This is a genomic window from Mycolicibacter sp. MU0102 (assembly GCF_963378105.1).
Lineage (GTDB): Bacteria > Actinomycetota > Actinomycetes > Mycobacteriales > Mycobacteriaceae > Mycobacterium > Mycobacterium holstebronense.
Window position 1 is genome coordinate 1,233,465 of record NZ_OY726398.1, and the last position, 25,973, is coordinate 1,259,437.

16 protein-coding genes and 1 pseudogene are annotated in these 25,973 nt (G+C 69.7%); 11 read left to right on the forward strand and 6 right to left on the reverse strand.

The annotated features are described in order from the left end of the window. The first annotated feature begins 52 nt into the window (after positions 1 to 52). The 6 genes from typA to RCP37_RS05910 all read left to right on the forward strand — a co-directional run bounded on the left by typA (position 53) and on the right by RCP37_RS05910 (position 9,124). Entirely contained in the window at positions 53 to 1,936 is a 1,884-nt protein-coding gene (gene typA, locus RCP37_RS05885; RefSeq protein WP_308486020.1) for a translational GTPase TypA, read from the forward strand. Positions 1,937 to 2,001: 65 nt separating this feature from the next. Continuing rightward, positions 2,002 to 3,909, forward strand: coding sequence for an ABC transporter family substrate-binding protein (locus tag RCP37_RS05890; protein ID WP_308486021.1), 1,908 nt, complete (start codon positions 2,002 to 2,004; stop codon positions 3,907 to 3,909). A 227-nt stretch (positions 3,910 to 4,136) separates the two neighbouring features. Beyond that, on the forward strand, positions 4,137 to 4,952 hold the full coding sequence (locus RCP37_RS05895; RefSeq protein WP_308486022.1) for a hypothetical protein: 816 nt from the start codon (positions 4,137 to 4,139) through the stop codon (positions 4,950 to 4,952). A 62-nt stretch (positions 4,953 to 5,014) separates the two neighbouring features. Beyond that, positions 5,015 to 5,920, forward strand: a complete 906-nt coding sequence (mshB, locus tag RCP37_RS05900; RefSeq protein ID WP_373693160.1) for an N-acetyl-1-D-myo-inositol-2-amino-2-deoxy-alpha-D-glucopyranoside deacetylase — start codon at positions 5,015 to 5,017, stop codon at positions 5,918 to 5,920. A gap of 174 nt (positions 5,921 to 6,094) precedes the next feature. Continuing rightward, positions 6,095 to 6,499 (forward strand): hypothetical protein, encoded by a 405-nt coding sequence (locus tag RCP37_RS05905; RefSeq protein ID WP_308486954.1) that lies wholly within the window; start codon positions 6,095 to 6,097, stop codon positions 6,497 to 6,499. 78 nt (positions 6,500 to 6,577) lie between these two features. Continuing rightward, entirely contained in the window at positions 6,578 to 9,124 is a 2,547-nt protein-coding gene (locus tag RCP37_RS05910; RefSeq protein WP_308486024.1) for a bifunctional FO biosynthesis protein CofGH, read from the forward strand. 66 nt (positions 9,125 to 9,190) lie between these two features. On the opposite strand, the gene RCP37_RS05915 is transcribed toward RCP37_RS05910, so the two are convergent. From RCP37_RS05915 to RCP37_RS05930, 4 genes are all read right to left on the reverse strand, one after another. Beyond that, positions 9,191 to 11,710 carry a PE family protein gene (locus RCP37_RS05915; protein WP_308486025.1) on the reverse strand — a complete coding sequence of 840 codons (2,520 nt, stop codon included), beginning with the start codon at positions 11,708 to 11,710 and terminating at the stop codon, positions 9,191 to 9,193. Between the two features lie 437 nt (positions 11,711 to 12,147). Next, on the reverse strand, positions 12,148 to 15,615 hold the full coding sequence (locus tag RCP37_RS05920) for a PE family protein (RefSeq protein ID WP_308486026.1): 3,468 nt from the start codon (positions 15,613 to 15,615) through the stop codon (positions 12,148 to 12,150). 456 nt (positions 15,616 to 16,071) lie between these two features. Then, positions 16,072 to 18,087, reverse strand: a complete 2,016-nt coding sequence (locus RCP37_RS05925) for an NADPH-dependent 2,4-dienoyl-CoA reductase (RefSeq protein WP_308486955.1) — start codon at positions 18,085 to 18,087, stop codon at positions 16,072 to 16,074. A 46-nt stretch (positions 18,088 to 18,133) separates the two neighbouring features. Then, positions 18,134 to 18,682 (reverse strand): PadR family transcriptional regulator, encoded by a 549-nt coding sequence (locus tag RCP37_RS05930; protein WP_308486027.1) that lies wholly within the window; start codon positions 18,680 to 18,682, stop codon positions 18,134 to 18,136. Between the two features lie 164 nt (positions 18,683 to 18,846). Between RCP37_RS05930 and dapC the strand changes: the two genes are divergently transcribed. Continuing rightward, complete coding sequence (gene dapC, locus RCP37_RS05935; RefSeq protein WP_308486956.1) at positions 18,847 to 19,947, forward strand: succinyldiaminopimelate transaminase; 1,101 nt, start codon at positions 18,847 to 18,849, stop codon at positions 19,945 to 19,947. 8 nt (positions 19,948 to 19,955) lie between these two features. On the opposite strand, the pseudogene RCP37_RS05940 reads toward dapC, so the two are convergent. Beyond that, a pseudogene (locus RCP37_RS05940) lies at positions 19,956 to 20,642 on the reverse strand (HNH endonuclease family protein); the annotation flags it as partial. A 93-nt stretch (positions 20,643 to 20,735) separates the two neighbouring features. On the opposite strand from RCP37_RS05940, the gene RCP37_RS05945 reads away from it, so the two are divergent. The 3 genes from RCP37_RS05945 to RCP37_RS05955 are packed head-to-tail and all read left to right on the forward strand — an operon-like array spanning position 20,736 to position 23,673. Next, the gene (locus RCP37_RS05945; protein ID WP_308486028.1) at positions 20,736 to 21,638 is read left to right on the forward strand and encodes a pseudouridine-5'-phosphate glycosidase; all 903 of its coding nucleotides are present in this window, start codon (positions 20,736 to 20,738) and stop codon (positions 21,636 to 21,638) included. A gap of 36 nt (positions 21,639 to 21,674) precedes the next feature. Further along, on the forward strand, positions 21,675 to 23,306 hold the full coding sequence (gene pruA, locus RCP37_RS05950; RefSeq protein WP_308486029.1) for an L-glutamate gamma-semialdehyde dehydrogenase: 1,632 nt from the start codon (positions 21,675 to 21,677) through the stop codon (positions 23,304 to 23,306). Between the two features lie 19 nt (positions 23,307 to 23,325). Then, positions 23,326 to 23,673: a carboxymuconolactone decarboxylase family protein gene (locus tag RCP37_RS05955; protein WP_046284222.1), complete on the forward strand. Its 348-nt coding sequence runs from the start codon at positions 23,326 to 23,328 to the stop codon at positions 23,671 to 23,673. A gap of 24 nt (positions 23,674 to 23,697) precedes the next feature. Here RCP37_RS05955 and RCP37_RS05960 read toward each other — a convergent pair whose 3' ends face one another. Beyond that, on the reverse strand, positions 23,698 to 24,423 hold the full coding sequence (locus RCP37_RS05960; protein WP_308486030.1) for a helix-turn-helix transcriptional regulator: 726 nt from the start codon (positions 24,421 to 24,423) through the stop codon (positions 23,698 to 23,700). A 129-nt stretch (positions 24,424 to 24,552) separates the two neighbouring features. Here RCP37_RS05960 and RCP37_RS05965 point away from each other — a divergent pair, with 129 nt between their 5' ends. Then, positions 24,553 to 25,965, forward strand: coding sequence for an acyl-CoA synthetase (locus RCP37_RS05965; protein ID WP_308486031.1), 1,413 nt, complete (start codon positions 24,553 to 24,555; stop codon positions 25,963 to 25,965). The last annotated feature ends 8 nt before the right edge of the window (positions 25,966 to 25,973 follow it).

Below are 25,973 nucleotides of genomic sequence, written 5' to 3' on the forward strand. Positions count from 1 at the left end.
CTCTAGGCTTCACGTTTTCGCGATTGACAGGGTGCGCTGGCAGAATCGCCCGGTGAACTTTCGTAACGTCGCCATCGTCGCGCACGTAGACCACGGCAAGACGACTCTGGTCGACGCCATGCTCCGCCAGTCTGGCGCCCTGCAGGAACGCGGTGAGGCGCAAGAGCGCGTCATGGACTCCGGGGACCTGGAGCGGGAAAAGGGCATCACGATCCTGGCCAAGAACACGGCCGTGCATCGCCACCACCCCGATGGAACCGTCACCGTCATCAACGTGATCGACACCCCGGGCCACGCCGACTTCGGCGGCGAGGTGGAGCGCGGGCTGTCGATGGTCGACGGCGTGGTCCTGCTGGTCGACGCGTCCGAGGGGCCGCTGCCGCAGACCCGATTCGTACTGCGCAAGGCGCTGGCCGCGCACCTGCCGGTGATCCTGGTGGTCAACAAGACCGACCGGCCCGACGCCCGTATCGCCGAGGTGGTCGACGCCAGCCACGACCTGCTGCTCGATGTGGCCAGTGACCTCGATGACGAGGCGCAGGCCGCCGCGGAACACGCCCTGGGATTGCCCACGCTGTATGCCTCCGGCCGGGCCGGGGTGGCCAGCACCACCGCGCCCGCCGACGGTCAGATTCCGGATGGCGACAACCTCGACCCGCTGTTCGACGTGCTGCTCGAGCACGTCCCGCCGCCCTCGGGTGACCCGGAGGCGCCGCTGCAGGCGTTGGTCACCAACCTCGATGCCTCGCCATTCCTGGGCCGGCTCGCTTTGATCCGGGTCTACAACGGCCGCATCCGCAAGGGCCAGCAGGTTGCCTGGATGCGGGAGGTCGACGGCGAACCGGTGACCACCACGGCGAAGATCACCGAGCTGCTGGTCACCGAGGGTGTCGAACGCACCCCGACCGAAGAGGCCGGCGCCGGGGACATCGTCGCCGTGGCCGGTATCGGCGACATCATGATCGGTGACACGTTGGCCGATCTGGCCACTCCGGTCGCGCTGCCACGCATCACCGTCGACGAGCCGGCGATCTCGGTGACGATCGGCACCAACTCCTCGCCGCTGGCGGGCAAGGTCTCCGGCCACAAGTTGACCGCGCGGATGGTCAAGTCACGTCTGGACACCGAGCTGATCGGCAACGTCTCGGTCCGGGTGGTCGACATCGGCCGTCCCGACGCCTGGGAGGTGCAGGGACGTGGCGAGTTGGCTCTGGCCATCCTGGTCGAGCAGATGCGCCGCGAGGGCTTCGAGCTGACCGTCGGCAAGCCGCAGGTGGTGACCCGCAAGGTCGACGGCAAGGTGCACGAGCCGTTCGAGCACCTCACCGTCGACTGCCCCGAGGAGTACGTCGGTGCCATCACCCAGCTCGCGGCCGGCCGCAAGGGCCGGATGACCGAGATGGCCAACCACACCACCGGGTGGGTGCGGATGGAGTTCATCATCCCCAGCCGTGGCCTGATCGGTTGGCGCACCGACTTCCTCACCGAGACGCGCGGCACCGGTATCGCCAATGCGGTGTTCGAGGGCTACCAGCCGTGGGCCGGCGAGATCCGCGCCCGCCACACCGGGTCGCTGGTGTCCGACCGGGCCGGGTCCATCACCCCGTTCGCGCTGATCCAGTTGGCCGACCGTGGGCAGTTCTTCGTCGAGCCGGGCCAGGACACCTACCAAGGCATGGTGGTGGGGATCAATCCTCGGGCCGAGGACCTCGACATCAATGTCACCAAGGAGAAGAAGCTCACCAACATGCGGTCGTCGACGGCCGACGTGATGGAGACGCTGGCCCGACCGATCGAGCTTGATCTGGAACAGGCGATGGAGTTCTGCGCGGCCGACGAGTGCGTCGAGGTCACCCCCGAAGTGGTCCGGGTCCGCAAGGTCGAACTGGACTCAACGCTGCGGGCGCGCAGCCGCTCCCGGGCCAAGAACCTCTAGGTTTGGGCGCGGTTTTGCGCGCTGCTCGACGGTCTTCGCGTCGAAATCGCCGCCCGGATACCCTGGTGGCCGTGCCGAGACCAGCCCGCCGCGCCCATGTCACGGCGGGGGCACTGGTTTCGGCGACGATGCTGGTGCTGACGCAGGCGCTCTCGTCGTGCACGGTGAACCCGCCGCCGGCGCCGCAGAGCACCGAGACGCCGAAGAGCGCAGCGCCGCCGCCTCCGCGAATCAGCCAGATCATCATGGGCATCGATTCCATCGGGGCCGGCTTCAATCCCCACCTGCGTTCGGACCTGTCGGCGGTCACCGCGGCGATCAGCGCGCTGGTACTGCCCAGCACGTTTCGGCCCATCCCGGACTCCAGTACCCCCACCGGATCGCGGTGGGAGATGGACCCGACGCTGTTGGTGTCGGCCACCGTGACTTCCGAGGCGCCGTTCACGGTGACCTACCGGATCCGGCCCGAGGCGTCCTGGACCGACAACGCGCCGATCGCGGCCGACGACTTCTGGTACCTGTGGCAGCAGATGGTCACCCAGCCCGGTGTCGTCGACCCGGCGGGCTATGACCTGATCACCGGTGTGCATTCCGTCGAAGGCGGCAAGCAGGTGGTGGTCACTTTCGCCAAGCCGTACCCGGCGTGGCGGGAACTGTTCAACAACATCGTCCCGGCGCACATCGTCAAGGACGTGCCCGGCGGATTCCCCGCCGGCCTGGCGCGGGCCCTGCCGGTCACCGGTGGTCAGTTCCGGGTGGAGAACATCGACCCGCAGCGCGACGCGATCCTGCTCGCCCGCAACGACCGCTACTGGGGCCCGCCGGCCAAGCCGGACCTGGTCTTGTTCCGCCGCGCTGGGTCAGCGGCAGCGCTAGCCGACTCCATCCGTAATGGGGACACTCAGGTGGCTCAGGTGCACGGCGGCTCGGCGGCGTTCGCGCAGCTGTCGGTGATCCCCGGGGTACAGACCACCCGGGTGGTCACGCCCCGCATCATGCAGCTCGCGCTGCGGGCAGCGGAACCCAAGCTGACCGATGTGCGGGTGCGCCGGGCCATTCTGGGACTGCTCGACGTCGGCCTGCTGGCCACGGTGGGCGCCGGCAGCGACAACACGGTCACCTTGGACCAGGCCCAGATCCGCACCCCAAGCGACCCCGGCTATGTGCCCACCGCACCGCCGGCGATGTCCGAATCGGCCGCGCTGGCACTGTTGCAGGCGGCCGGCTACCGAGTCGAAAAGGATGCGCCGCCGTCCGCGCTGGTTCCCCCGGCCGGCTCCGCCACCGGTGTGCCGCACCCGCCGGAGATCACCCGGGGGCGGATCAGCAAGGGCGGGGAACAGCTGTCGCTGGTCATCGGGGTGGCGGCCAACGATCCGACCTCGCAGGCCGTGGCCAACACCGCTGCCGACCAGTTGCGCAACGTCGGTGTTGCCGCCACAGTCCTCGCGCTGGACCCGGTGAAGCTCTACCGGGAAGCACTGGTCACCCACCAGGTCGATGCGATCGTCGGCTGGCAGCAGGCCGGCGGCGACCTGGCGACGCTGCTGGCTTCGCGCTACGGCTGCGGTGCATTGGCTCCCACAACGGTGCCCACCTCGGTCAGCCCGGTACCGGGGTCATCGGCGACTTCCGCCCCGCAGCCCCCGGCGCCCGCACCGGCCACGACGACCTCGAAGGTTCCGCCCCGCTCCGCCGCGCCCGGGGCGCTGATACAGGCTCCGTCGAATATCACCGGCCTCTGCGACCGTGCCATCCAGGCTGAGATCGATGCGGCCATCGATGGCAGCAAGTCCATCGGCGACGTGATCGCCTCCGTTGAACCCCGGCTGTGGAATATGGCGACGGTGCTGCCGATCCTGCAGGACACCACGATCGTGGCCGTGGGTCCGAGCGTGACCAACGTCAGCCTGACCGGGGCGGTACCGGTGGGCATCGTCGGCGGGGCCGGAAACTGGGTCAAGCTGCCCTAGCGATGTACCCGGGCGTTAGGCTTGCCCGGGCTGGTGGTCCACGGGGGAGCAACAGGTGGACACCAGCTGGAATCGGCATTAACGAAGTCTTGCGCACAGGCAATTCTTGGGTAAGATTAAGCAAACCTGCGCTGGACTCGTCGGAGGGGGATTTGTCCATGGAACACCTCGCTCACCGTTGCGCCACAGTCGCGGCCGCAGCTCTTGGTGTCGGAAGTCTGGTCGCAGTGCTGACATCGATGACCCCGGCGCTGCCCGATGTACAGATTCGCGACATCGACCTGGCTGCGGCAAACGTCGACGTGAGCCCGGGTCTGGACGTCATCGAAAACCACGTTCGCCCGGACTTCGTCGGCGGGGGCGCCGGCGACCAGGAGATCAACCTGGGCTCTCTGCTTTTCGACAGCGGTGACGGCGCCTACGGAGTCGGCTCCACGTTCGACGGGGGCGAGCTGGACGGGAGCGCGTTGAACGAGTTGTCCGGGGGCAGCTTCGACCCGCAGAACCTGCCGCTCGGGTTGCCTTCTTTCCTGCCTGACCTGGGTGGGCTGGAGATCCCGGGCACCGGAGCGTTCAGCGGCGGAACCGGGCAGGCTGCCAACATTGCTGCAGCCGACGTGGCAACCGGCCTCGGTCTCATCATGCAGGCGATCCCGGACGCGCAGCAGGCGATGAACTCCGCCATCATCGCGATGGAGGCGGAGTTCAACAGTGCGCTTGTCGCAGCGCAACAGGCCGCCGCCGAGCGGCTGTTCGGCGACAACCCCGAATTCAACGACGCCGTGAACTGGATCTTCAGCATCAACAACACGGTGCTGGCGCAGAATGAGGCCGCGTTCAACGAGCTGTTTGGGATCAGCTTCGATACCCACGACAGCCTGCTCGGCCACTTCGACCCGGCGATCCTCGACACCGACTGGACCACCCTGCTCGGGTTCAGTCCAGACGAGTTCAACGAAGTCGTCAACGCGATTCAGGGTGACAACCTCGCGCTGCTGTTGGGCAGCATCGACTGGGATGCGCTGTTCGGCGGCCTGTTCTGATCGGAGTCCGGGCCGCCGATCCATTCGGCGTGCGGCGGTAGGGTTTTGGCGTGTCGGATCCGATTCCACGGTTGCTGTTCGTGCATGCCCACCCCGATGACGAAACCCTGACCACCGGGGCGACGATCGCCCACTACGCCGCCCGCGGCGCCGACGTGCATGTGGTGACCTGCACGCTGGGGGAGGAGGGCGAGGTCATCGGGGACCGTTGGGCGCGCCTGGCGGTGGACGGGGCCGACCAATTGGGCGGCTATCGGATTGGTGAACTGACTGCGGCGCTGCAGGCGTTGGGAGCCGGCCCGCCGCAGTTTCTCGGCGGCGCGGGACGCTGGCGTGACTCGGGGATGACGGGCACCCCGGCGCGCCGACAGCAGCGGTTCATCGACGCCGACGACGCCGAGACCGTCGGGGCGCTGGCCGCCATCGTCCGGAAGCTACGCCCGCACGTGGTCGTCACCTACGACCCGAACGGTGGGTACGGCCATCCCGACCACATACACGCCCATCACGTCACCACCGCGGCGCTGGCCGCAGCGGCAGAGGACGGCTCCGAACCCGGGTGGGCCACGCCGAAGTTCTACTGGACGGTGACCGCCGGCAGCGCCCGACGAACGGCCCTGCAAGAGCTGCGAGACGCCGATCGGCTGCCGCATTGGACGGCGGCCGCTGCGGCGGCCGCGCAGGCTGTTGGGGACTTCTCCGACGACCGGATCGATGCGGTGATCGAGGCCGCGGAGGCACGCGCGGCCAAGGTGGCAGCCATGAACGCTCACGCCACCCAGATCACCGTCGGGCCGACCGGCCGGGCGTTCGCGTTGTCGAACAACGTGGTTCAGCCGATCTTGGACGCTGAGCATTACGTCCTGGTCGCCGGTGATCCCGGTCCGCGCGACAGCCGGGGATGGGAAACCGATCTCCTGGCCGGACTTCGCCTCGATGACGACGGTCACAAGGTAGGCTCCTGCTGAGCAGTTTTGTAGAGGCAAGGACTTAGGTGGTTTAGGCATGGATCCCGATCTGGACCCGAACTTGGAGCACTGGCAGTGGTGGCTCGACAGCTACCAGTGGATGGTCGGTTCGTTGGTCAGCCAGCTGGAGAGCATCCCCACTTGAGCCCCGTCGCGTCGCTCACCGAGCCCGCGATGCCCACTGATGCGCCGGCATTCAACTTCGTCGTGCTGGCGCTCCTCGCCCTCGACGGCGCGCTCTGCGCCGTGGCCACCGCGCTGCTGTTGCCTGCGCACATCGGTGCCGTCCCCTTTCCGCTCAGTGCCCTGATTGGGGGCCTGGTCAACGCCGGCCTGGTGTGGGTGGCGCAGCGCTGCACCGAGTCGCTGCGGTTGGCGGTGCTGCCGCTGTGGACCTGGTTGTTGACCATCGCGCTGATGACCTTCGGTGGTCCGGGCGACGACCTGATTTTCGCCGACCGCGGCGTGATGGCCTACGGCGTGCTGCTGATGATCGTGCTGGGCAGCGCGCCGCCCGGGTGGGTGCTGTGGCGGCGTCGTCAGGCGCTGACCGCGCCCGCGACGGCCAGGCAGGCCTGACGGGCCGACGGGCGCGGACTGCGCGCCGGGCTACCTGAAAGGCCCGATTGGCGCGGCGACTACTGTGACGTTTATGGCATGCGCGAGATTCCGGATGCGGGTGACGCGCGGATGACGAACTCGTCGGCACTGCGCCGCGTACTGCGACGGGCCCGCGACGGCGTGCTCCTCAATCCCGAGGAAACCGCGATCGCCCTGACCGCGCGCGGCGGCGACCTGGCCGACCTGTGTGCGAGCGCCGCCCGGGTCCGAGACGCCGGTTTGGTGTCGGGAGGCCGGCGCGGGCCGGGCGGACGGCTGCCGGTCAGTTACTCGCGCAAGGTGTTCATCCCGGTCACCCACCTGTGCCGCGACACCTGCCACTACTGCACCTTCGTCACCGTGCCCGGCGTGCTGCGAGCGCAGGGTAAGCAGATGTATCTGGGACCCGACGAGATCCTCGACATCGCCCGCCGCGGCGCCGAGTTGGGTTGCAAGGAGGCGCTGTTCACGCTGGGCGACCGGCCCGAGGACCGCTGGCCCGAGGCGCGGCAGTGGCTCGACGAGCGCGGCTATGACAGCACGCTGGCCTACGTACGCGCGATGGCCATCTTGGTGCTGGAGGAGACCGGCCTGCTGCCGCACCTGAACCCAGGGGTGATGAGCTGGTCGGAGATGTCGCGACTCAAGCCGGTGGCGCCGTCGATGGGCATGATGCTCGAGACCACCTCCCGGCGGCTGTTCGAGACCAAAGGCCTGGCGCACTACGGCAGCCCGGACAAGGATCCGGTGGTGCGCCTGCGCACGCTGGCCGACGCGGGCCGGCTCTCGATCCCGTTCACCACCGGCCTGTTGGTCGGCATCGGTGAGACGCTCGCCGAGCGGGCCGACACCCTGCACGCGATCCGCAAGGTGCACAAGGAGTTCGGGCACATCCAGGAAGTCATCGTGCAGAACTTCCGGGCCAAGGAGCACACCGCGATGGCGGCGGTGCCCGACACAGGTTTCGAGGATTTCCTGGCTACGGTGGCGGCGACCCGGCTGGTGCTGGGCCCCAAGATGCGGGTGCAGGCACCGCCCAACCTGGTGTCGGCCGAGGAATGCCTGGCGCTGATCGGCGCCGGGGTCGACGACTGGGGCGGGGTGTCGCCGCTGACCCCCGACCACGTCAATCCGGAGCGACCCTGGCCGGCACTGGACGACCTGGCCGCCATCACCGAACAAGCCGGCTACGACCTGGTACAGCGACTCACCGCGCAGCCCGACTACGTGCTGGCCGGTGCGGCGTGGATCGATCCGCGCGTACGCCCACACGTGACGGCGCTGGCCGACCCGGACACCGGCTGGGCCCGCGACATCAATCCGGTCGGCCTGGCCTGGCAGGAACCCGACGAGGTGCAGTCCGCCGGCCGGGTGGATCTGCACACCGCGATCGACGTCGACGGCCGGGCCACCGAGACGCGCAGTGATCTGGGCAGCGCCTTCGGGGACTGGGAGTCCATCCGCGAGCAGATCAACGACCTGGCGGCTCGTGCGCCCGAACGCGTCGACACCGATGTGCTGGCCGCGCTGCGTTCAGCCGAGCGTGACCCGGCCGGCTGCACCGATGCCGAGTATCTGGCATTGGCCACCGCGGACGGGCCGGCCATGGATGCCGTTGCCGCCCTGGCCGATTCGCTGCGCCGAGACGCCGTCGGCGACGACGTGACCTACGTGGTCAACCGCAACATCAACTTCACCAACATCTGCTACGTCGGCTGCCGGTTCTGTGCCTTCGCCCAGCGCAAGGGCGACGCCGACGCATTTTCGCTGTCGAACGCCGAGGTCGGCGAACGTGCCTACGAGGCGCATCTGGCCGGCGCCACCGAAGTCTGCATGCAGGGCGGCATCGATCCGGAGCTGCCGGTCACCGGCTATGCCGATCTGGTCCGCGCGGTCAAGGCGCGGGTGCCGTCGATGCACGTGCACGCGTTCTCTCCGATGGAGATCACCAACGGGGTGTCCAAGAGCGGCTTGAGCATTCGAGAGTGGCTGATCAGCCTGCGTGAGGCGGGCCTGGGCAGCATCCCGGGGACCGCCGCCGAAATCCTCGACGACGAGATCCGCTGGGTGCTCACCAAAGGCAAGCTGCCGACCTCGATGTGGGTGGAGGTGGTCAGCACCGCCCACGAGGTGGGGCTGCGGTCCAGCTCGACGATGATGTACGGCCACATCGATTCCCCGCGGCACTGGGTCGGACACCTGCGGGTGTTGCGTGGCATTCAGGACCGCACCGGTGGTTTCACCGAGTTTGTGCCGTTGCCGTTCGTGCATCAGAGCTCGCCGCTGTATCTGGCCGGCGGGGCACGGCCCGGCCCGAGTCATCGCGACAACCGCGCGGTGCACGCGTTGGCGCGGATCATGCTGCACGGGCGGATTCCCAACATCCAGACCAGCTGGGTCAAATTGGGAGTGGAGCGCACCCAGGTGATGCTCAACGGTGGAGCCAACGACCTGGGCGGCACGCTCATGGAAGAGACCATCTCTCGGATGGCCGGTTCCGAGCACGGGTCGGCCAAGACCATCGCGGAGCTGACGACGATCGCCGAGGGGATCGGCCGCCCGGCCCGTCAGCGCAGCACCGACTACGCACCGCTAGCGATCTGACCCTATTGCGATTTCGGCGCGGTTTCTCCCACTCAGTGGGAGAAACCGCGCCGAAATCGCGTGAGATCAGGCGGCCGGCGGACCCGACCAGCCGTTAGAGCCGGTGGCGCCGGTCTTGCCGTCGGCACCGTTCAGACCTAGGTTCCCGACGCTGCCCTTATAGCCGCCCGAGGGTATTTCACCCGCAGCGCCCCTGGCTCCGCCGCTTCCGCCCGCTCCGCCGGTTCCCCCTACACCGCCCGTGCCGCCTTCACCGTGCGCGCCATCGTTGCCGGCGCCGAGGGCGATGCCGCCTGCGCCGCCTGCGCCCCCTGCGCCGCCGTCCCCACCGGCTCCGCCGTCCCCACCGTCGCCGCCGTTACCGCTGATGGAGCAGCCGCAAATCCCCCTCCCGTCGCCGCCGTTGCCGCCGTTGCCGCCGTTTCCGCCGCTGTCGCCGTTTCCACCTGCGGCGCCGTTTCCGCCGGCTCCACCGATGCCGCCGTCGCCGCGGATCACACCGCCGGCTCCACCGGTCCCTCCCGCTCCGCCCGCCCCTCCAGCCGTTCCGGCGGCGCCGTCTCCGCCCGCGCCGCCGTCTCCGCCGTAGCCGCCGGTGTTACCGATACCGCTGGTGGGATAACCCAGTGTCAGGGCGTACCCGCCCCTACCGCCGTTGCCGCCGTTGGCGCCGTCACCGCCGTTGCCGCCGTCACCGCCGGTACCGAAATCGCTGCCCTGATCACCACCGTTGCCTCCGGTGCCGCCGTTGCCGCCCGCGCCACCGTTGCCGCCGTCTCCGCCATCCCCGCCGTGGGCAGTGCTGCCGTAGTTAACGGTGTCGGCGAGGGCATCGCCGCCGCGGCCACCGATGCCGCCGTTGGCGTGGTCGGCGCCGTTACCGCCGTCACCGCCGTTGCCGCCGTTGATGGTTCCAGGCCAGAACTGGGTCATTTCTCCGGCTCCGCCGTATCCGCCGTCGCCGCCGCGTTGGCCGACGGTGCTGCCATTGGCACCGGCTGTGCCGCTTGAGCCATCTCCACTACCGTCGGGCGCTCCGTTTAATTTGCCGTTGGTCCCTCTTGTGGCGGCGCCGGTCTGGTTGAAGGCGGGATTGACTCCGTTGGTGCCTGCTGAGCCGTTGCCGCCGTTGCCGCCGTTTCCGCCGTTGCCGATGTTGCCGCCTGCGCCGCCGTTGCCGGCGTTGCCGCCGGTTCCGCTGGTGGTGTTGTCGGCGGTGAGGTAGCCGTTGCCGCCATTGCCTCCGTTACCGCCGTTGCCGCTGAAGGCGTCGTCGGATCCGCCGTAGCGGCCGTCGGTGCCGTTGGCGCCGGTGGTGGCGCCGTGGCCGCCTTGGCCGCCTTGGCCGATGGTTCCGGCGTCGCCGCCGTTGCCGCCGTTGCCGCCGTTGCCGCCTTGGGTGGTTCCATCTCCGGCGTTGCCGGCATTGCCGCCGTTGCCGCCGGTGCCGCTGTCGCCGCCGTTGCCTCCTGCGCCGCCGTTGCCGTCGGAGGCGGGTGAACGTAGGCCGAAGATGCCGGTCTTGCCTCCTGCGCCGCCGTTGCCTCCTGCGCCGCCGTTGCCTCCCGCGCCGCCGGTTCCTCCGGTGCCGCCGTCGCCACCGTTGCCGCCGGTGGCGGTCACGGCGTTGTCGATGGTGGTGTGGTCGGCGGTGGTTCCGGTGGCGTTGCCGCCGTTTCCGGCGTTGCCGCCGTTGCCTGCGGCGGTGCCTGCGCCGCCGTTTCCGCCGGCGCCGCCGATACCACCGATGCCGGCGGCGCCGAACACTGCGGAGCGGCCGCCTGCGCCGCCGTCGCCGCCGCTTCCTCCGGCGAAGCCGGCTACGCCGTTGCCGCCGGTGGCGCCGTTGCCGCCGTTGCCTCCGGTGGCGGTGGCGCCGGTGATGGCGTGGGCTGATCCGCCGTCGGCGCCGTTGCCGCCGTCGGCGCCGGTTGCCCCGGTGCCGCCTTTGCCGCCGTTGCCGCCGACTGCGTTGGTCAGGGCGTCGTCGCTGAGGCTGGCTTGACCGTTGCCGCCGTTGCCGCCGGCTTGGGCGCCGGTGTCGTTGAGCGTGCCGTTGGTGCCGTTGCCGCCGTTTTGGCCGGGGGCGTTGAGGGCGGGCTGGATGCTGCGGTCGGCGCCGTCGGTGGCTCGCCCGTCGAGGATGGCGGCGATCCCGTCGGCGCCGCGACCACCGGCGCCTCCGGCACCGCCAATGCCGCCGTCGCCGAATAGGTAGCCGGCGGCGCCGCCGTTGCCGCCATGGCCGCCGTTGCCGCCGATTCCGTCGATTCCGTTGAAGCCCGCGCCGCCGGCTCCGCCGGCCCCGCCGTCGCCCAAAAGCCAGCCGCCGTTTCCTCCGTTGCCGCCGTTGCCGCCGGCGGCCTCGATATCGGTGCTGTCCAGGCCAGCGCCGCCGTCGCCGCCGTTGCCGATCCATCCGGCGTCGCCGCCGTCGGCGCCGGCCGCTCCGGTGCCGCCGTCTCCGAACAGGAAGCCGCCGTCGCCGAGGTCCCCGAAGGCCCCTGAGCTGCCGAACACTGAGTCATTGGTTCCGGTGAAGCCGTCGATGCCGTCGCCGATGAGGACGCGGCCGAACAAATGCACAAATGGCTCATTGATACTGGTAATGAACTGTCCGACAAAAGGATCAGCCAACGCGGACTGGCCTGCGTCGTGAACTGCACCGACAAACCACTGATCAAATCCGGTCACCAACTCACCTAGGGCCGGTCCCGCAGACGCCTCAGCCCAGCTGAAATCCAGTCCGTCCCACCAGTTCGCCGAATCCCATTGTGGTGACTCCCACCCAGACGGATCGAACAAATCAGCCAACCAGTCCAAACCATCGGCCTGAGCCGACGGCGCCCCCACCACCCCCAACGCTAAAAACGCCCCAACACCCGCACGAACCCGGCTACCACCGCGGCCGCCCTTCACATCCTGCCTACGCGCCATAACATCTCTCCTTCCACGATTCAGAGGACAACCCCGGTGAAATGCCCTGCATGCCTAGGCATGCAGGGCATTTCGATACCGAGCTGTCAGCTTGTCGGCGAACCGGCCTGGCCGCTCGATCCGGTTGCGCCGGTCGCGCCGGAGTCGCCGTCCGCGCCGGCTGTTCCGGCGGTGCCGACGATGCCGCCCGTGACCACCGTGCCGGCCGTGCCCGCTGCGCCGCCGGTGCCGCCGCTTCCGCCGGTGCCGCCGTTTCCGCCGATGCCCGCGTAGCCGCCCGCGCCGTCATCGCCCGAACCGAGCGCTTTGCCGCCCGCTCCGCCATTGCCGCCCGTCCCACCGGTGCCACCTGCGCCACCAGTGCCAGCGTTGCCGCCGTTGCCGCCGTTGCCACTGGTACTGCCGGAAAGCTGGCCGGCCCCGCCGGTGCCGCCGGTGCCGCCGTTGCCGCCGACGTCGCCGGTGCCGCCGGTGCCGCCTGTGCCACCCGCGCCGCCGATCCCACCATTGCCGCTGATCGTGCCGCCGTTGCCGCCGGCGCCGCCGACCCCGCCGGAGCCGCCGCTCTGTCCGGTTGCGCCGGTGCCGCCGGTGCCGCCGTTGCCGCCGTTACCAGCGACGCTGAAACCGGGGTTCTCGACGCTGGCGCCGATCGCGCCGCCGGCGCCGCCGTTTCCGCCGTTGGCCCCGGCGCCGCCGTCACCGCCATCGCCGCCGTCTCCACCGAAGCCGCGGTTGGCGATCGTCGATGTCGTGCCGACGCCGCCGCCGGTACCGCCGTTGCCGCCGGCGCCTCCGTCACCGCCATTGCCGCCTTGGCCCCCATCGCCGCCGTTGGCGGTGACGATTCCCGAGTTCCTTCCAGCGGCGACGCCGCCGTTGCCACCATTGCCACCGTTGGCGAGATCGCCGCCGTTGCCGCCGTTGCCGCCGTTGCCGGCGTTGGTGCTGGTGAGGGTGCCGCCGGTGACGAAGGCGCCCTGGCCGTTGCCGCCGTTGCCGCCGCCCTGGCCCACGGTGCTGCCGTTGGTGGCGTTGCCACCATTGACGCCCGTGCCGCTGGAACTGCTGCTCGATTGGCTGGTTCCGTTCGCGGCAGTGCTGGTCTGGTTGGCGATCGGGTTGACGCCGTTAGCGCCGGTACCGCCGTTGCCGCCGAGGCCGCCGTTGCCGCCGTTGCCGATGATTCCCGCGTTACCACCGGCCCCGCCAGCGCCGCCGTCGGCGCCCGGTGCGGTGGCATCGGAGCCGTTGCCGCCATCACCGCCATTGCCACCGGTGGCCTGTGCGCCGTCGGCGCCTGCGGTGCCGTCGGTGCCACCGGCGCCCCCGGTGCCTGCCGCCCCCGCAGTCCCGCCGATGCCTGCGGAGCCGCGGTCACCGCCGTTTCCGCCGCGGCCACCGTCGAGGTTGATGGTGTCGCCGTCGGCGCCTGTGCCGCCGTTGCCGGCGTTGCCGGCATTGCCGGCGTTGGCACCGTTTCCGCCGTTGCCGTTGGTTCCTTGGGCGCCGTGAGTGGTGCTGCCGGCGTTGCCACCGGCACCACCGGCGCCCCCGTTTCCACCGGCACCGCCGTCGCCGCCGTCGTGGCCCGCACCGTCGTCGACCCCGGTCACGCCGGCGGCACCGTTGCGGCCGTGGCCGCCGTTGCCGCCGGTAGCGCCGTTGCCGCCGTTACCGCCGTTACCGGCGTTACCGGCCACCGAGCCACCGTCACCGCCGTTTCCGCCGGCCCCGCCGGCGCCGCCGTTGCCGCCGCTGGTTCCGGACTCACCGAAGTCGACGCCATTGACGCCGTTGGCTCCGGTTGCGGCGTGGCCGCCGGTACCGCCGTTGCCGCCGTTGCCGATGTTTCCGCCGGCGCCGCCATTGCCGCCGGCACCACCTACGCCGCCGTTGCCGGATTGGGTTGGGTTCAGGGTGGGCAGGTAGCCGTTGCCGCCTGCGCCGCCGTTGCCGCCGTTGCCGCTGATGGTGTTGGTTGCGCCGTAGAGGCCGTCGGTGCCGTTGGTACCTGCGGTGGCGCCGTGGCCACCTTGGCCGCCGAGGCCGATTGCTCCGGCGTTGCCGCCTGCGCCGCCTGCGCCGCCGTTGCCGCCCTGGGTGGTTGCATTGCCGGCGGCTCCGCCGTTGCCGGCGTTTCCGCCGGTGCCACTGTTGCCGCCGGCGCCGCCGGCGCCGCCGTCTCCGTCAGCGGCTGACGGGCGCAGTCCGAAGATTCCGGTCCTGCCGCCGGCGCCACCGTTACCGCCGGCACCACCATTGCCGCCGGCACCTCCGACGCCGCCGTTGCCGCCGACACCGCCGTTTCCGCCGGTAGCGGTCACGGCGCTGTCTGCGGTGGTGCCATCGGGTGTGGTTCCAGCGGCCAGGCCGCCCGCGCCACCGGCTCCGCCGTCGCCGCCTGCGGTGCCCACGCCGCCGGCCCCACCGGCACCACCGATTCCACCGATACCGGCGGCACCGAACAGGCCGGAGCGGCCGCCGGCGCCACCATCACCGCCGGCACCGCCGGCGAAGCCGGCCACGCCGTTGCCGCCGTTGCCGCCGTTGCCTCCGTCACCGCCGGTGGCGGTCGCGTTGCCGAATGCCTGCGCTGAGCCGCCCGCGGCGCCGTTGCCGCCGGCCGCCCCTGTTGCTCCGGCGCCACCGGACCCGCCGGCACCCCCGATGGCAGCAGTAATGCCGTCGTCGCTTCGGCTGTCCTGGCCCAGGCCGCCGTGGCCACCGGCTTGGGCGCCGGTGTCGTTGAGTGCGCCGTCGCTGCCGTTGCCGCCGGCCAGACCCGCCGCGTTGAGCGCGGGCAGTGTCCCGCCGTCGGCGCCATCAGCGGCCCGCCCGTCGAGGACTGGCGCGATCCCGTCAGCGCCGCGCCCGCCGGCGCCGCCGGCACCTCCGGTGCCACCGGCGCCGAACAGGTAGCCGCTGGCACCGCCGTCGCCGCCGGCGCCTCCCGCACTTCCGGCGCCGGCGATGCCGTCGAACCCAGTCCCGCCGGCCCCTCCGGCGCCGCCGTTGCCCAGCAGCCAGCCGCCTGCGCCGCCGTTGCCGCCGTTGCCGCCGGCTGCCGCGGCATCGGTGCTGTCCAGGCCGGCGCCGCCTGCGCCGCCGTTGCCGATCCAGCCGGCGTCTCCACCATCGGCGCCGGCTGCCCCCAGGCCGCCGTTACCGAACAGGAAGCCGCCGTCACCAAGGTCGCCGAAGATTCCTGAGCTGCCGAACAATGAGTCGTTGGTTCCGGTGAACTCATCGATGCCGTTGCCGAGCAGTTCGCGGCCGAACAGGTACACGAACGGGTCATTGACCACCGAGACGATCTGCGAGACAAACGGATCGGTCAACACCGATTGGCCCACTCCGTTAACGGTCTCGACCAGCCACTGATCGAAATCGGTCAGGGAACTGCCGAAGGCCGCTCCCGCCAACGGGTCATTCCATGCCAGATCCAGGCTGTCCCACCAAGGTGTTGAGTCCCAGGCCGATGCCGACCACACGCTCGGATCGAACAGGTCGGACAACCAGTCCAGTTCATCTGCCTGGGCTGGCGGCGCCACCACCGACCCTAAGGCCAAGAACGCGCCCACACCCACCGCAGCGGACCCGCGCCGGACACTCCCACGCGCACCAACCCACCCAACGCTGGGACTACCCTTCACGCCCTGCCGACGCGCCATGACACCGCTCCCTCCGAGCTGCAAAACCGCAAACCAACCTGAGAACGCCTCAAGTTGCGCTAAGGGAACCGGATGTCGAAAACCGTGTCCACCCAATGCATCACCATGAAAGAAATGCGCAGGGCTCGGATGTAGAGAAATCCGCCAAGGCGTTACGGCGTCAACTCGACCGGCAGTTCAGATCGGCCTTGCGGGGGCTGATTATGCTGGTGGACAGCAGAATTAGATTTACGCGCATCAAGAGATGAATTCGGCTCTGCGCGTCATTCGGCCTATTTCCCTGCCGCGCAAGGACATATGCTAAGGGCTCATCGCTCGCACCTGCAGTGACGCTCGTTACAGTCGCGCGGCGAGCTCGGTTCCCTGCTTGATGGCCCGCTTGGCGTCGAGCTCCGAGGCCAGTGCCGCCCCGCCGATGATGTGCGGTGTCATGCCTCGCGCCCGCAGTCCGTCCTCGAGGTCGCGCACCGACTCCTGCCCGGCGCAGATCACCACGTTGTCCACGGCTAACGATTGCGGGCGTGACTTGTTCGGGCCGTAGCTGATGTGCAGCCCGTCATCATCGATGCGGTCGTAGTTCACCCCGGAGAGCTGCTGGACGTTCTTGGCTTTCAAGGACGCCCGGTGCACCCAGCCGCTGGTCTTGCCCAACTTGCGGCCCTGGGCGCCCGCGGTGCGGGCCAACAGGTAGACCTGGCGGGCCGGGGGCGCCGGGTCCGGCGCAATCAACGCGCCTCTGGCCTCCCAGGGATCGGCGGCACCCCACTCGGCCTTCCATTTCTTTAGGCCTTGCGGGCCATGCGTCGGCGAGGAGTCGGGTGAATCCAGGACCAGGAACTCGCTGACGTCGAAACCGATGCCGCCGGCGCCCACCACCGCCACCGAGGAGCCGACCGGTGCGCCCGCGATCGCCTCGGCATACGACATCACCATCGGATGCTCGATGCCCGGGATCTGCGGGATCCGCGGTCTGACCCCGGTGGCCAGCACCACCTCGTCGAAGCCGGCCAACTCGTCGACGTGGGCGCGGCTGCCCAGACGCACCGTCACCGCGTACTTGTCCAGCATGGCGGTGTAGTAGCGGATCGTCCCGGCGAACTCCTCTTTGCCCGGAATCCGCCTGGCCAAGTCGAATTGGCCGCCAATGAACTCGTTCGCCTCCAACAGTGTGACCTCGTGGCCGCGTTCGGCGGCCGACACCGCCGCCGACAACCCGGCCGGCCCGGCGCCCACCACCGCGATGCGCCGGCGCCGCCGCGTCGGACCAAGCACCAGCGTGGTCTCGTGACCGGCTCGGGGATTGACCAGGCAGGAGACCTTCTTGTGCATGAAGGCGTGGTCCAAACAGGCCTGATTGCACGCGATGCAGGTGTTGATCTCCTCGGCACGGTCGTCGGCGGCCTTGCGCACCCAGTCCGGGTCGGCCAGCATCGGTCGGGCCATCGAGATCAAGCGCACCGAGGTCTCGGCGAGGACCTGTTCGGCGGCCTGCGGCATGTTGATCCGGTTGGATGCCACCACCGGGATCGTGACGTGATCTGCGACGGCGCTACTGATGTCGACGAACGCATTGTTGGGAACCGAAGTCACGATGGTCGGCACCCGCGCTTCATGCCAGCCGAAGCCGGAGTTGATCATGGTGGCGCCGGCGTCCTCGACTTCGGTTGCCAGCGTGAGGATCTCCTCCCAGCTCTGGCCATCCTCGACGTAGTCGGCCATCGACATCCGATAGCAGATGATGAAGTCGTCGCCAACGGCCGCACGTGTGTGAGCCACGATCTGCACCGGGAAGCGGCGCCGATTGGCCGCACTTCCGCCGTAGCCGTCGGTGCGCCGGTTGGTGCGCGCTGCCAGGAACTGGTTCAGCAGGTAGCCCTCGCTGCCCATGATCTCCACGCCGTCATAGCCGGCCTCGCGTGCCAATTCGGCGGCTCGGGCGAAGTCGTCGATCGTCGACTCGACCCCGCGGGTGGACAACGCCCTGGGCCGGAAGGGATTGATCGGGGCCTTGATGCTCGAGGCGCTGACCGAAAACGGGTGGTAGGCATAGCGTCCCGCATGCAGAATCTGCAGCGCGATCTTGCCGCCGGCATCGTGCACGGCGTCGGTGATGCGCCGATGGCGTCGCGCGTCGGCGCGGGTGGTCATGGCTGAGGCGAACGGCAGTAGCCAACCCGACCGGTTCGGGGCGTATCCGCCGGTGATGATCAGCCCGACGCCGCCGCGGGCACGTGCCGCGAAGTACTCGGCCAGTTTGGCGGTGTCGCCGGCGCGGTCTTCCAGGCCGGTGTGCATCGAACCCATGACCACCCGGTTGGGCAGGGCGGTGAAACCCAGGTCCAGCGGGGACATCAAGAGCGGGTACGGATTGGTCGATTCTGTTGTCACAGTGGCCCCTTCACCTCAGTGCCTGTTCAACCTCGTCAAGCCAGTCGATTGCGCTCTCCTCGGCGCGAATGCCGCCGCGCAACACCAGGTACTGATGCAGCGCGGCGCCTTTCAGGGCGCGGGGATCCGGGAACTGCTTCTTCTCCAGTGCGCGGTAGACGTCTAATCGCTCGCCACGTTCGGCGCGCAGGTCCACGGCCTGTGCGCGCACCGTGGCGCGGTCGCTGTGGCCGGCGCCGCGGATTTTGACGGCCAGTTCGCGCAGCCGGTTGTCCACCACCGAGCTCCCGCGCCCGGCCAGCGGGGCTGCGATCCAGCGAGCCAGCTCTGCGCGGCCGGCCTCGGCGACGGTGTAGACCTTCTTGTCCGGGCGGCCCTGCTGGGCCACCTCGGTGACCTGGACCCAGCCGTCGGCCTCCATGGCTCGCAGTGTCCGGTAGATCTGCTGGTGCGTGGCGCTCCAGAAATAGCCGATCGAGCGGTCGAAGCGGTGCGCGAGCTCATAGCCCGAACCCGACTGCTCGCTCAGCGACACCAGGATCGCGTGCGGAAGTGCCACGCGGGGGAGCATAGGCAGCCATGACCCAGCTATGCAACTTGTTGCACAGCAACTGAGTGCATAGCCGCCTTCCCTCGACGGGCCGTGGTGGTCGCGACGCCGCAGCGGCCTCTACTATCAGGACCGATGAATCCGCCCTGCGTCGCCGCAGCCTCGTGAGTCCCGTGCGCGGCGGCAGATCGGCAGCACTGCCGACATTTCCGTGGGACACCCTGGCCGAGGCGACGGCGCTGGCCAAGGCGCATCCCGACGGCATCGTCGACCTGTCCGTCGGCACCCCAGTCGATGCGGTGGCCCCGGTTATCCGCGAGGCACTGGCTGCGGCGTCCTCCGCGCCGGGGTATCCCACCACCGCCGGCACTGCGGCGCTGCGCGCCTCGGCGGTCGCCGCGCTGCAACGGCGTTACGGAATCACCGGTTTGGCCGAGTCGGCGGTGCTGCCGGTCATCGGCACCAAAGAACTCATCGCGTGGCTGCCGAGCCTGCTCGGCCTCGGCGACCAGGACGTGGTCGTGGTCCCCGAACTGGCCTACCCGACCTACGAGGTAGGTGCCCGGCTGGCCGGGGCGCGGTGGGTGCGCAGCGATGTCCCGCAGTCACTCGACGGTCCGCCGCCGGCCCTGGTGTACCTGAATTCGCCGAGCAACCCGACCGGGGCGATCGCGACCGCCGACGAGCTGCGCGCCGTCGTGGGCTGGGCCCGCGAGCACGACGTCCTGGTGGTCTCCGACGAGTGCTACCTCGGGCTGGGCTGGGAGGACCCGGCGCCACTGTCGGTGCTGCACCCGGCGGTCTGCGACGGTGACCACCGTGGCCTGCTGGCAGTGCATTCGCTGTCGAAGACCTCTTCGCTGGCGGGCTACCGAGCCGGTTTCGTCGCCGGGGACGGCGCGGTGGTGGCCGAATTGCTCGCGGTACGCAAACACGCCGGGATGATGGTGCCCACCCCGATACAGGCGGCCATGGTCGCCGCCCTCGACGACGACGCGCACGAGCAGCAGCAGCGTGAGCGCTACGCCCGCCGCCGCGCGACGCTGCTGCCGGCGATGCAGGCGGCCGGCTTCACCATCGAGTTGTCCCAGGGCGGGCTCTACCTGTGGGCCACCCGCGGCGAGGCGTGCCGGAACACCGTCAATTGGCTGGCCCAGCGCGGCATCCTGGTGGCTCCCGGCGAGTTCTACGGCCCGGCCGGCGCGCAGTACGTGCGGGTGGCGCTCACCGCCACCGACGAGCGGATCGCTGCGGCGGCGGCCCGGCTGGGTTAGCCGCCCGGCGCGCCGCATTCGCCGGTGAGAATCCGCTCGATAGCGTCGTGCTCCGCCTGGGTCACCCACAGGCCGTAGCCGGACTTCACCGCGACGATCCGCGAGACGTAGGCGCAGCGATAGGACTTGTTGGGCGGTAGCCAGGTGGCTGCGTCGCCGTCGCCTTTCTGCTCGTTGACCGGCCCGCTGGTGGCCTGCAGGTTCAGCGGATCGTTGGCGAAGTTGCGGCGGGTCAGCTCATCCCACTGCTGGGCGCCTTTCTGCCAGGCATCCGACAACGCCACCAGATGGTCGATCTGCACGGCCTGGGAGGTACCCCGACCGCGCTGGAAAGCGATCGCGGTGCCGGTGTAGGGATCGTTCAAGACACCGGATGTCACCACGCAATCGGCGGTGCCCGCCTTGAACTCGATGTCGACCAGGTCGCGGCGCAGGATGTCGTTGCGGGTGTCGCAGCCGTTGTGCCCGCCGGGCACCGTGACGTCGTCGCTCCACGCCTGGCCGAACAGGACGCGCGAGTAGCCGGTCTTGGGGGCGCGGCCCTTGATCGGCAGCGCGTTGAGCATGGCCAGCTCGGCGGATCCGTCGGCGGCCCCGACCGGAACCGGGTCCGCGGTGGCGACCGGGGCCACGACCAGCAGGGCCGCGGTCAGCGCGGCAAAACAGCCCGGCCACCTGGGTCGCCGGTCGACCATGGCACCTCCAACCCCGTGAACAGTCGCGGACGCTACCAGCTTGGCCCGACACGATCGATGCGCGCTGATCGCCGCGCGCCATAGGCTGAGCGGATGCGCATTCATCCCGAGGTCGCCGAGGCGTTGGCCGCCGGGCGGGCTGTGGTGGCGCTGGAGAGCACGATCATCAGCCACGGTCTGCCGCGTCCGGACAATGTGCGCATTGCGCGTGCCATCGAGCATGCCGTGCGCTCGGCGGGCGCGGTACCGGCCACCATCGCGATCATCGACGGCCAGCCGCATATCGGCCTCGACGATGATGCGCTGCACCGCATCGCCATCGGAGGCACGGCGATCAAGGTCAGTGTCCGCGAGATCGCGATGCTGGCCGCGGTGGCCGGCGACGGTGCGACCACGGTCGCCGCGACCGCGCACCTGGCGGCGGCAGCCGGCATCACGGTGTTCGCCACCGGTGGATTGGGCGGTGTGCATCGCGGCGCGCAGCACAGCTACGACGAGTCCGCGGATCTGACTGCCCTGTCGCGCACCCCGGTGCTGGTCGTGTGTTCGGGCGTGAAGTCGATCCTGGACATCGGTGCCACGTTGGAGCGGTTGGAGACGCTGTCGGTGGGGGTGATCGGCTACCGCACCGACCGTTTCCCGGCCTTCTACCTCGCCGACTCCGGCCACCCGCTCGACTGGTGGGTCCAGACGCCGAAGCAGGCTGCCGCGGTGCTGCGGGCTCGCGACCGGCTGGGCACCGACGGCTACGGGCTGGTGCTGGCCAACCCGATTCCCGCCGACGCCGAGCTGGATCGCGAACTGCATGACCGGGTGCTGGCCGAAGGATTGGCCGCCGCCCGAGCCGCGGACATCCACGGCAAGGACGTCACCCCGTTCCTGCTGGACTATTTCCACCGCGAGACGCACGGCGCATCGGTGGCCGCCAATGTCGCACTGGTGTTGGCCAATGCGCGGGTGGCCGCCGAGATCGCGGTGGCTTACGCCGCCGGGTGACCGAGCGCGCCAGCGCATCTGGGCGCATCCTGGGTTATGGACGCCATCACCGAAGTACCGGTTCCGGTCAACGAGCCGGTCCACGACTACGCCCCGGACTCGGCGGAACGCACCCGACTGCGCACCGCGCTGGCCGCGCTCGCCGATCAACCCCGCGACTTGCCGCACGTCATCGCCGGCCGGCATCGGATGGGCGATGGTGCGCGCATCGACATCGTTCAACCGCACCGGCACGCCGCCGTGCTGGGCACGCTGACCAACGCTACCCACGCCGAGGCCACCGCCGCCGTTGAAGCCGCTGCCGCGGCCAAGAACGACTGGGCGGCAACTCCGTTCGATGAGCGCGCGGCGATCTTCCTGCGCGCTGCCGACCTGCTGGCCGGCCCGTGGCGGGAGACCATCGCCGCCGCGGGCATGCTCGGCCAGTCCAAGACCGTCTATCAGGCCGAGATCGATGCGCCGTGCGAACTCATCGACTTCTGGCGGTTCAACGTCGCGTTCGCCCGTCAGATCCTGACGCAGCAGCCACTCAGCAGCCCGGGCGTGTGGAACCGCAGCGATTACCGGCCGCTGGACGGGTTCGTCTACGCCATCACCCCGTTCAACTTCTCCTCGATCGCCGGCAACCTGCCGACGGCACCGGCGCTGATGGGCAACACGGTGATCTGGAAGCCGTCGGTCACCCAGACCCTCGCCGCCTACCTGACCATGCAGCTGTTGGAGGAGGCCGGACTGCCGCCGGGGGTGATCAACCTGCTCACCGGTGACGGCTACGCGGTTTCCGAGGTGGCGCTGGCGGATTCGCGACTGGCTGGAATTCATTTCACCGGCTCGACGGAGACATTCCGCGCGCTGTGGCGTCAGGTGGGCGCCAGCATCGACCGGTACGGCAGCTACCCACGACTGGTGGGGGAGACCGGCGGCAAGGATTTCGTGGTGGCGCACCCCTCGGCGCAGCCGGAAGTGCTGCGAACTGCGCTGATTCGCGGTGCCTTCGACTACCAGGGGCAGAAGTGCTCGGCCGCCTCGCGGGCGTACATTCCCCGCTCGCTGTGGCAGCGCTTCGGTGACGACCTGCTGGCCGCCACGGCACAGCTGCGCTATGGCGACGTCACCGACCTGACCAATTTCGGTGGCGCGCTGATCGACGGGCGGGCGTTCGCCAAGAACGTGCGCGCCATCGAGCGTGCCAAGGCCGCCCCCGGCGTCGAGATTGCGGTCGGCGGAGACTATGACGACAGCGTGGGCTATTTCGTGCGGCCCACGGTGCTGCTCTGCGAGGACCCGACCGACGAGATGTTCAGCACGGAGTACTTCGGCCCGTTGCTGTCGGTGCACGTCTACGCCGACGAGCGTTACGAGCAGATTCTCGACCTCATCGACACCGGATCGCGTTACGCGCTGACCGGGGCGGTCATCGCCCAGGACCGGTATGCGGTGCGTACCGCGCTGCAGCGGCTGCGGTTCGCCGCCGGGAACTTCTACGTCAACGACAAACCGACCGGTGCGGTGGTGGGGCAGCAGCCGTTTGGCGGGTCGCGCAACTCGGGCACTAACGATAAAGCGGGCTCGCCGCTGAACCTGCTGCGCTGGACGTCGGCGCGAACGATCAAGGAGACCTTCCTTCCGGCCACCGAGCACCGCTACCCGCACATGGCGGCGCCGTGAGCCTGATACCCTGGGGGGTATGAGTCACTACCAGGAAGTCCTCAACGAGCTGAACCCGCAGCACCGCGACCTTCGCCAGCAGATTCCCGGCGTCTACCAAGCGTTCGGCGAAATGAGCAAGGCCACGTTCGAATCCGGCGCGTTGGAGCGCAAGGTCAAAGAGTTGATGGCCATGGCCATGGGGGTGGTGCAGGGCTGCGACGGGTGTATCGCCTCACACGCACGGGCGGCGGCACGCGCCGGGGCGACCAAGCAGGAGGCCGCCGAGGCCATCGGCGTCAGCATCCTCATGCACGGCGGGCCGGCCACCATTTACGGCGCCCGTGCGTACACGGCGTTCTGCGAATTCGCCGACGACACGGATTAACGATTCCGTGTCGAGCCGGCCGGCTTAGCTGCGGATCACCCTGGCGATGCACATTTCCGGTTCGACGAACGGTTCCAACTCCGCGCTGCCGCCGGGAGCGTTCTCGGCGTTGAGCAGCCCACGCAGCAGGCCCCGGTGCATGGCGCAGCTGACCTCGGGGTGTGCTCGTGCCAAGTCGCGGACCGGGCACGCGTGCAGCAGGATCATGCGTCGGCTGCCGCCGTTGCCGTCTTCGGTCGGCGCGGTGAGTTCCGCGCCGAAACCCATCCGCGCGAAGATCCCCGCGATCCGGTCGGCGCACTCGTCGATGCCGGCGTCGGGGGTCGATCCGTTCGGCGAGACGGGCCCCTCGGCGGCGGTGTCGTCGGAGGCCAAGATCCGGTCGGCCCAGCGTTGGCCCGCCCGTTCGGCACGCTCCTGGCGCTCCGCGGCGGTCTCGCCGAGTTCCATTGCCAATATCTCGGCCAGGCTGCGGTAATCCAGCCGGTCACGCACCGCCACGTAGCCGGTGCGGGGTCGCCCGACGCCGTCACGTTTGATCCGGGTCCGGGCGACTGCGCCGTCCTCACACAACGCATCGAGGTGGAAACGCACCGTGGTGACGTGCAGGTTCATCCGCTCGGCGAGCTCGGCGGCGTCGACCGCACCACTGGCAGCGCCCACCAGCCGCAGCACCCGGTCCCGTTGCTGGTTGCGTGGCAGCCGCTGACTGCGAGCGGTGCTCTGGCGCTGGGCGGACTGGTCGTGCATGGGAGTACCTCTCCTTGAGGAGTTGCCCACAAATTTAAGGGAACTGATTCGTTGATACCACTTGTGGCGGTCGGCCGCCGCTCGGTCGGTCGGCTGGGTCAGCGACCCGGACCGGGTAACGTCCCCCAGATGCTGCTGACCTCGCTGGCTGCCGACGGCGCGAACGCCTCGGACATCGCCGATGCGGTGCGTATCGACAACACCTTACTGAGCCGTGCCGAGCTGAGTGCCGCTTCCGCGGCAGTGCTCGAAGACGTTGCCGGGGCGCCGACGGTCGCGGTGTTGGCCACCCCGACGGCGCAGACCGTGCTGGCGGTCACCGGCTGTCTGCTCGCCGGGGTGCCGGTGGTACCGGTGCCCGCCGACGTCGGCGTCGCCGAACGCCAGCACATCCTGCGTGACTCGGGAGCCCAGGCCTGGCTGGGGGAGCGGCCCGACGACCTCGCCGGCCTGCCGCACTTCCCGGCGCGCGCCGGATCGTCGAGCCTCGCTGGACCGCCGGGTCCATGCGACGAAGACGACACCGCGTTGATCATCTACACCTCCGGCACCACCGGCCCGCCCAAAGGCGTACAGCTGAGCCGGCGGGCGCTGGCCGCGGACCTCGACGCCCTGGCCCAGGCCTGGCAGTGGAGCCCCGATGACGTGCTGGTGCACGGCCTGCCGATGTACCACGTGCATGGCTTGGTCTTGGGTCTGTTGGGTTCGTTGCGGGTGGGCAACCGCTTCATACACACCGGGAAGCCGACGCCGGAGGCATACGCGGCCGCACGCGGCACGCTGTATTTCGGGGTGCCCACCGTGTGGTCGCGGGTGGTGGCCGACGCGAGTGCTGCCGCAGCGCTGCGGCCCGCACGGCTGCTGGTCTCGGGCAGCGCGGCGCTGCCTGTCCCGGTGTTCGACGCCCTCGTCGCCCAGACCGGTCATGCCCCCATCGAGAGGTACGGCAGCACCGAATCGCTGATCACGGTGAGCACGCGGGTCGACGGCGAGCGGCGCCCGGGATGGGTGGGCCTGCCGTTGCACGGGGTGCAGACCAAGCTCGTCGCTGACGACGGCGGCCCGGTGCCGCACGACGGCGCGACGATCGGCCGGCTCGCGGTGCGGGGGCCGACGCTGTTCAACGGTTATCTCAACCGGCCCGACGCCACCGCCGAGGCGTTCGACGCCGATGGGTGGTACCGCACCGGGGATGTGGCGGTGATCGACGGCGACGGCATGCATCGGATCGTCGGCCGCGAATCGGTCGATCTGATCAAGACCGGCGGCTTCCGGGTTGGGGCCGGTGAGATCGAGACGGCGTTGCTGGGCCATCCCGCGGTTTCTGAAGTGGCCGTCGTCGGATTGCCGGACGAAGACCTGGGGCAGCGAATCGTCGCCTTCGTCGTCGCCGCGGCGGACGGCGCTGCGCAGCCCAGCGAATTGATCGACTATGTCGGTCAACAGCTTTCGGTGCACAAGCGGCCTCGCGAGGTACGGATCGTGGATGCCTTGCCGCGCAACGCGATGGGAAAGGTGCTCAAGAAAGCGCTGCTGACGTAGGCTCCGCT

Coding starts and splice junctions, on each gene's coding strand:
- RCP37_RS05905 (WP_308486954.1), top strand. CDS start 6,095: ATGCCCACTGATGCGCCGGCATTCAACTTCGTCGTGCTGGCGCTCCTC.
- RCP37_RS05910 (WP_308486024.1), top strand. CDS start 6,578: ATGCGCGAGATTCCGGATGCGGGTGACGCGCGGATGACGAACTCGTCG.
- RCP37_RS05925 (WP_308486955.1), bottom strand. CDS start 18,087: ATGTCCCCGCTGGACCTGGGTTTCACCGCCCTGCCCAACCGGGTGGTC.
- RCP37_RS05945 (WP_308486028.1), top strand. CDS start 20,736: ATGCGCATTCATCCCGAGGTCGCCGAGGCGTTGGCCGCCGGGCGGGCT.
- pruA (WP_308486029.1), top strand. CDS start 21,675: ATGGACGCCATCACCGAAGTACCGGTTCCGGTCAACGAGCCGGTCCAC.
- RCP37_RS05955 (WP_046284222.1), top strand. CDS start 23,326: ATGAGTCACTACCAGGAAGTCCTCAACGAGCTGAACCCGCAGCACCGC.
- RCP37_RS05960 (WP_308486030.1), bottom strand. CDS start 24,423: ATGCACGACCAGTCCGCCCAGCGCCAGAGCACCGCTCGCAGTCAGCGG.
- RCP37_RS05965 (WP_308486031.1), top strand. CDS start 24,553: ATGCTGCTGACCTCGCTGGCTGCCGACGGCGCGAACGCCTCGGACATC.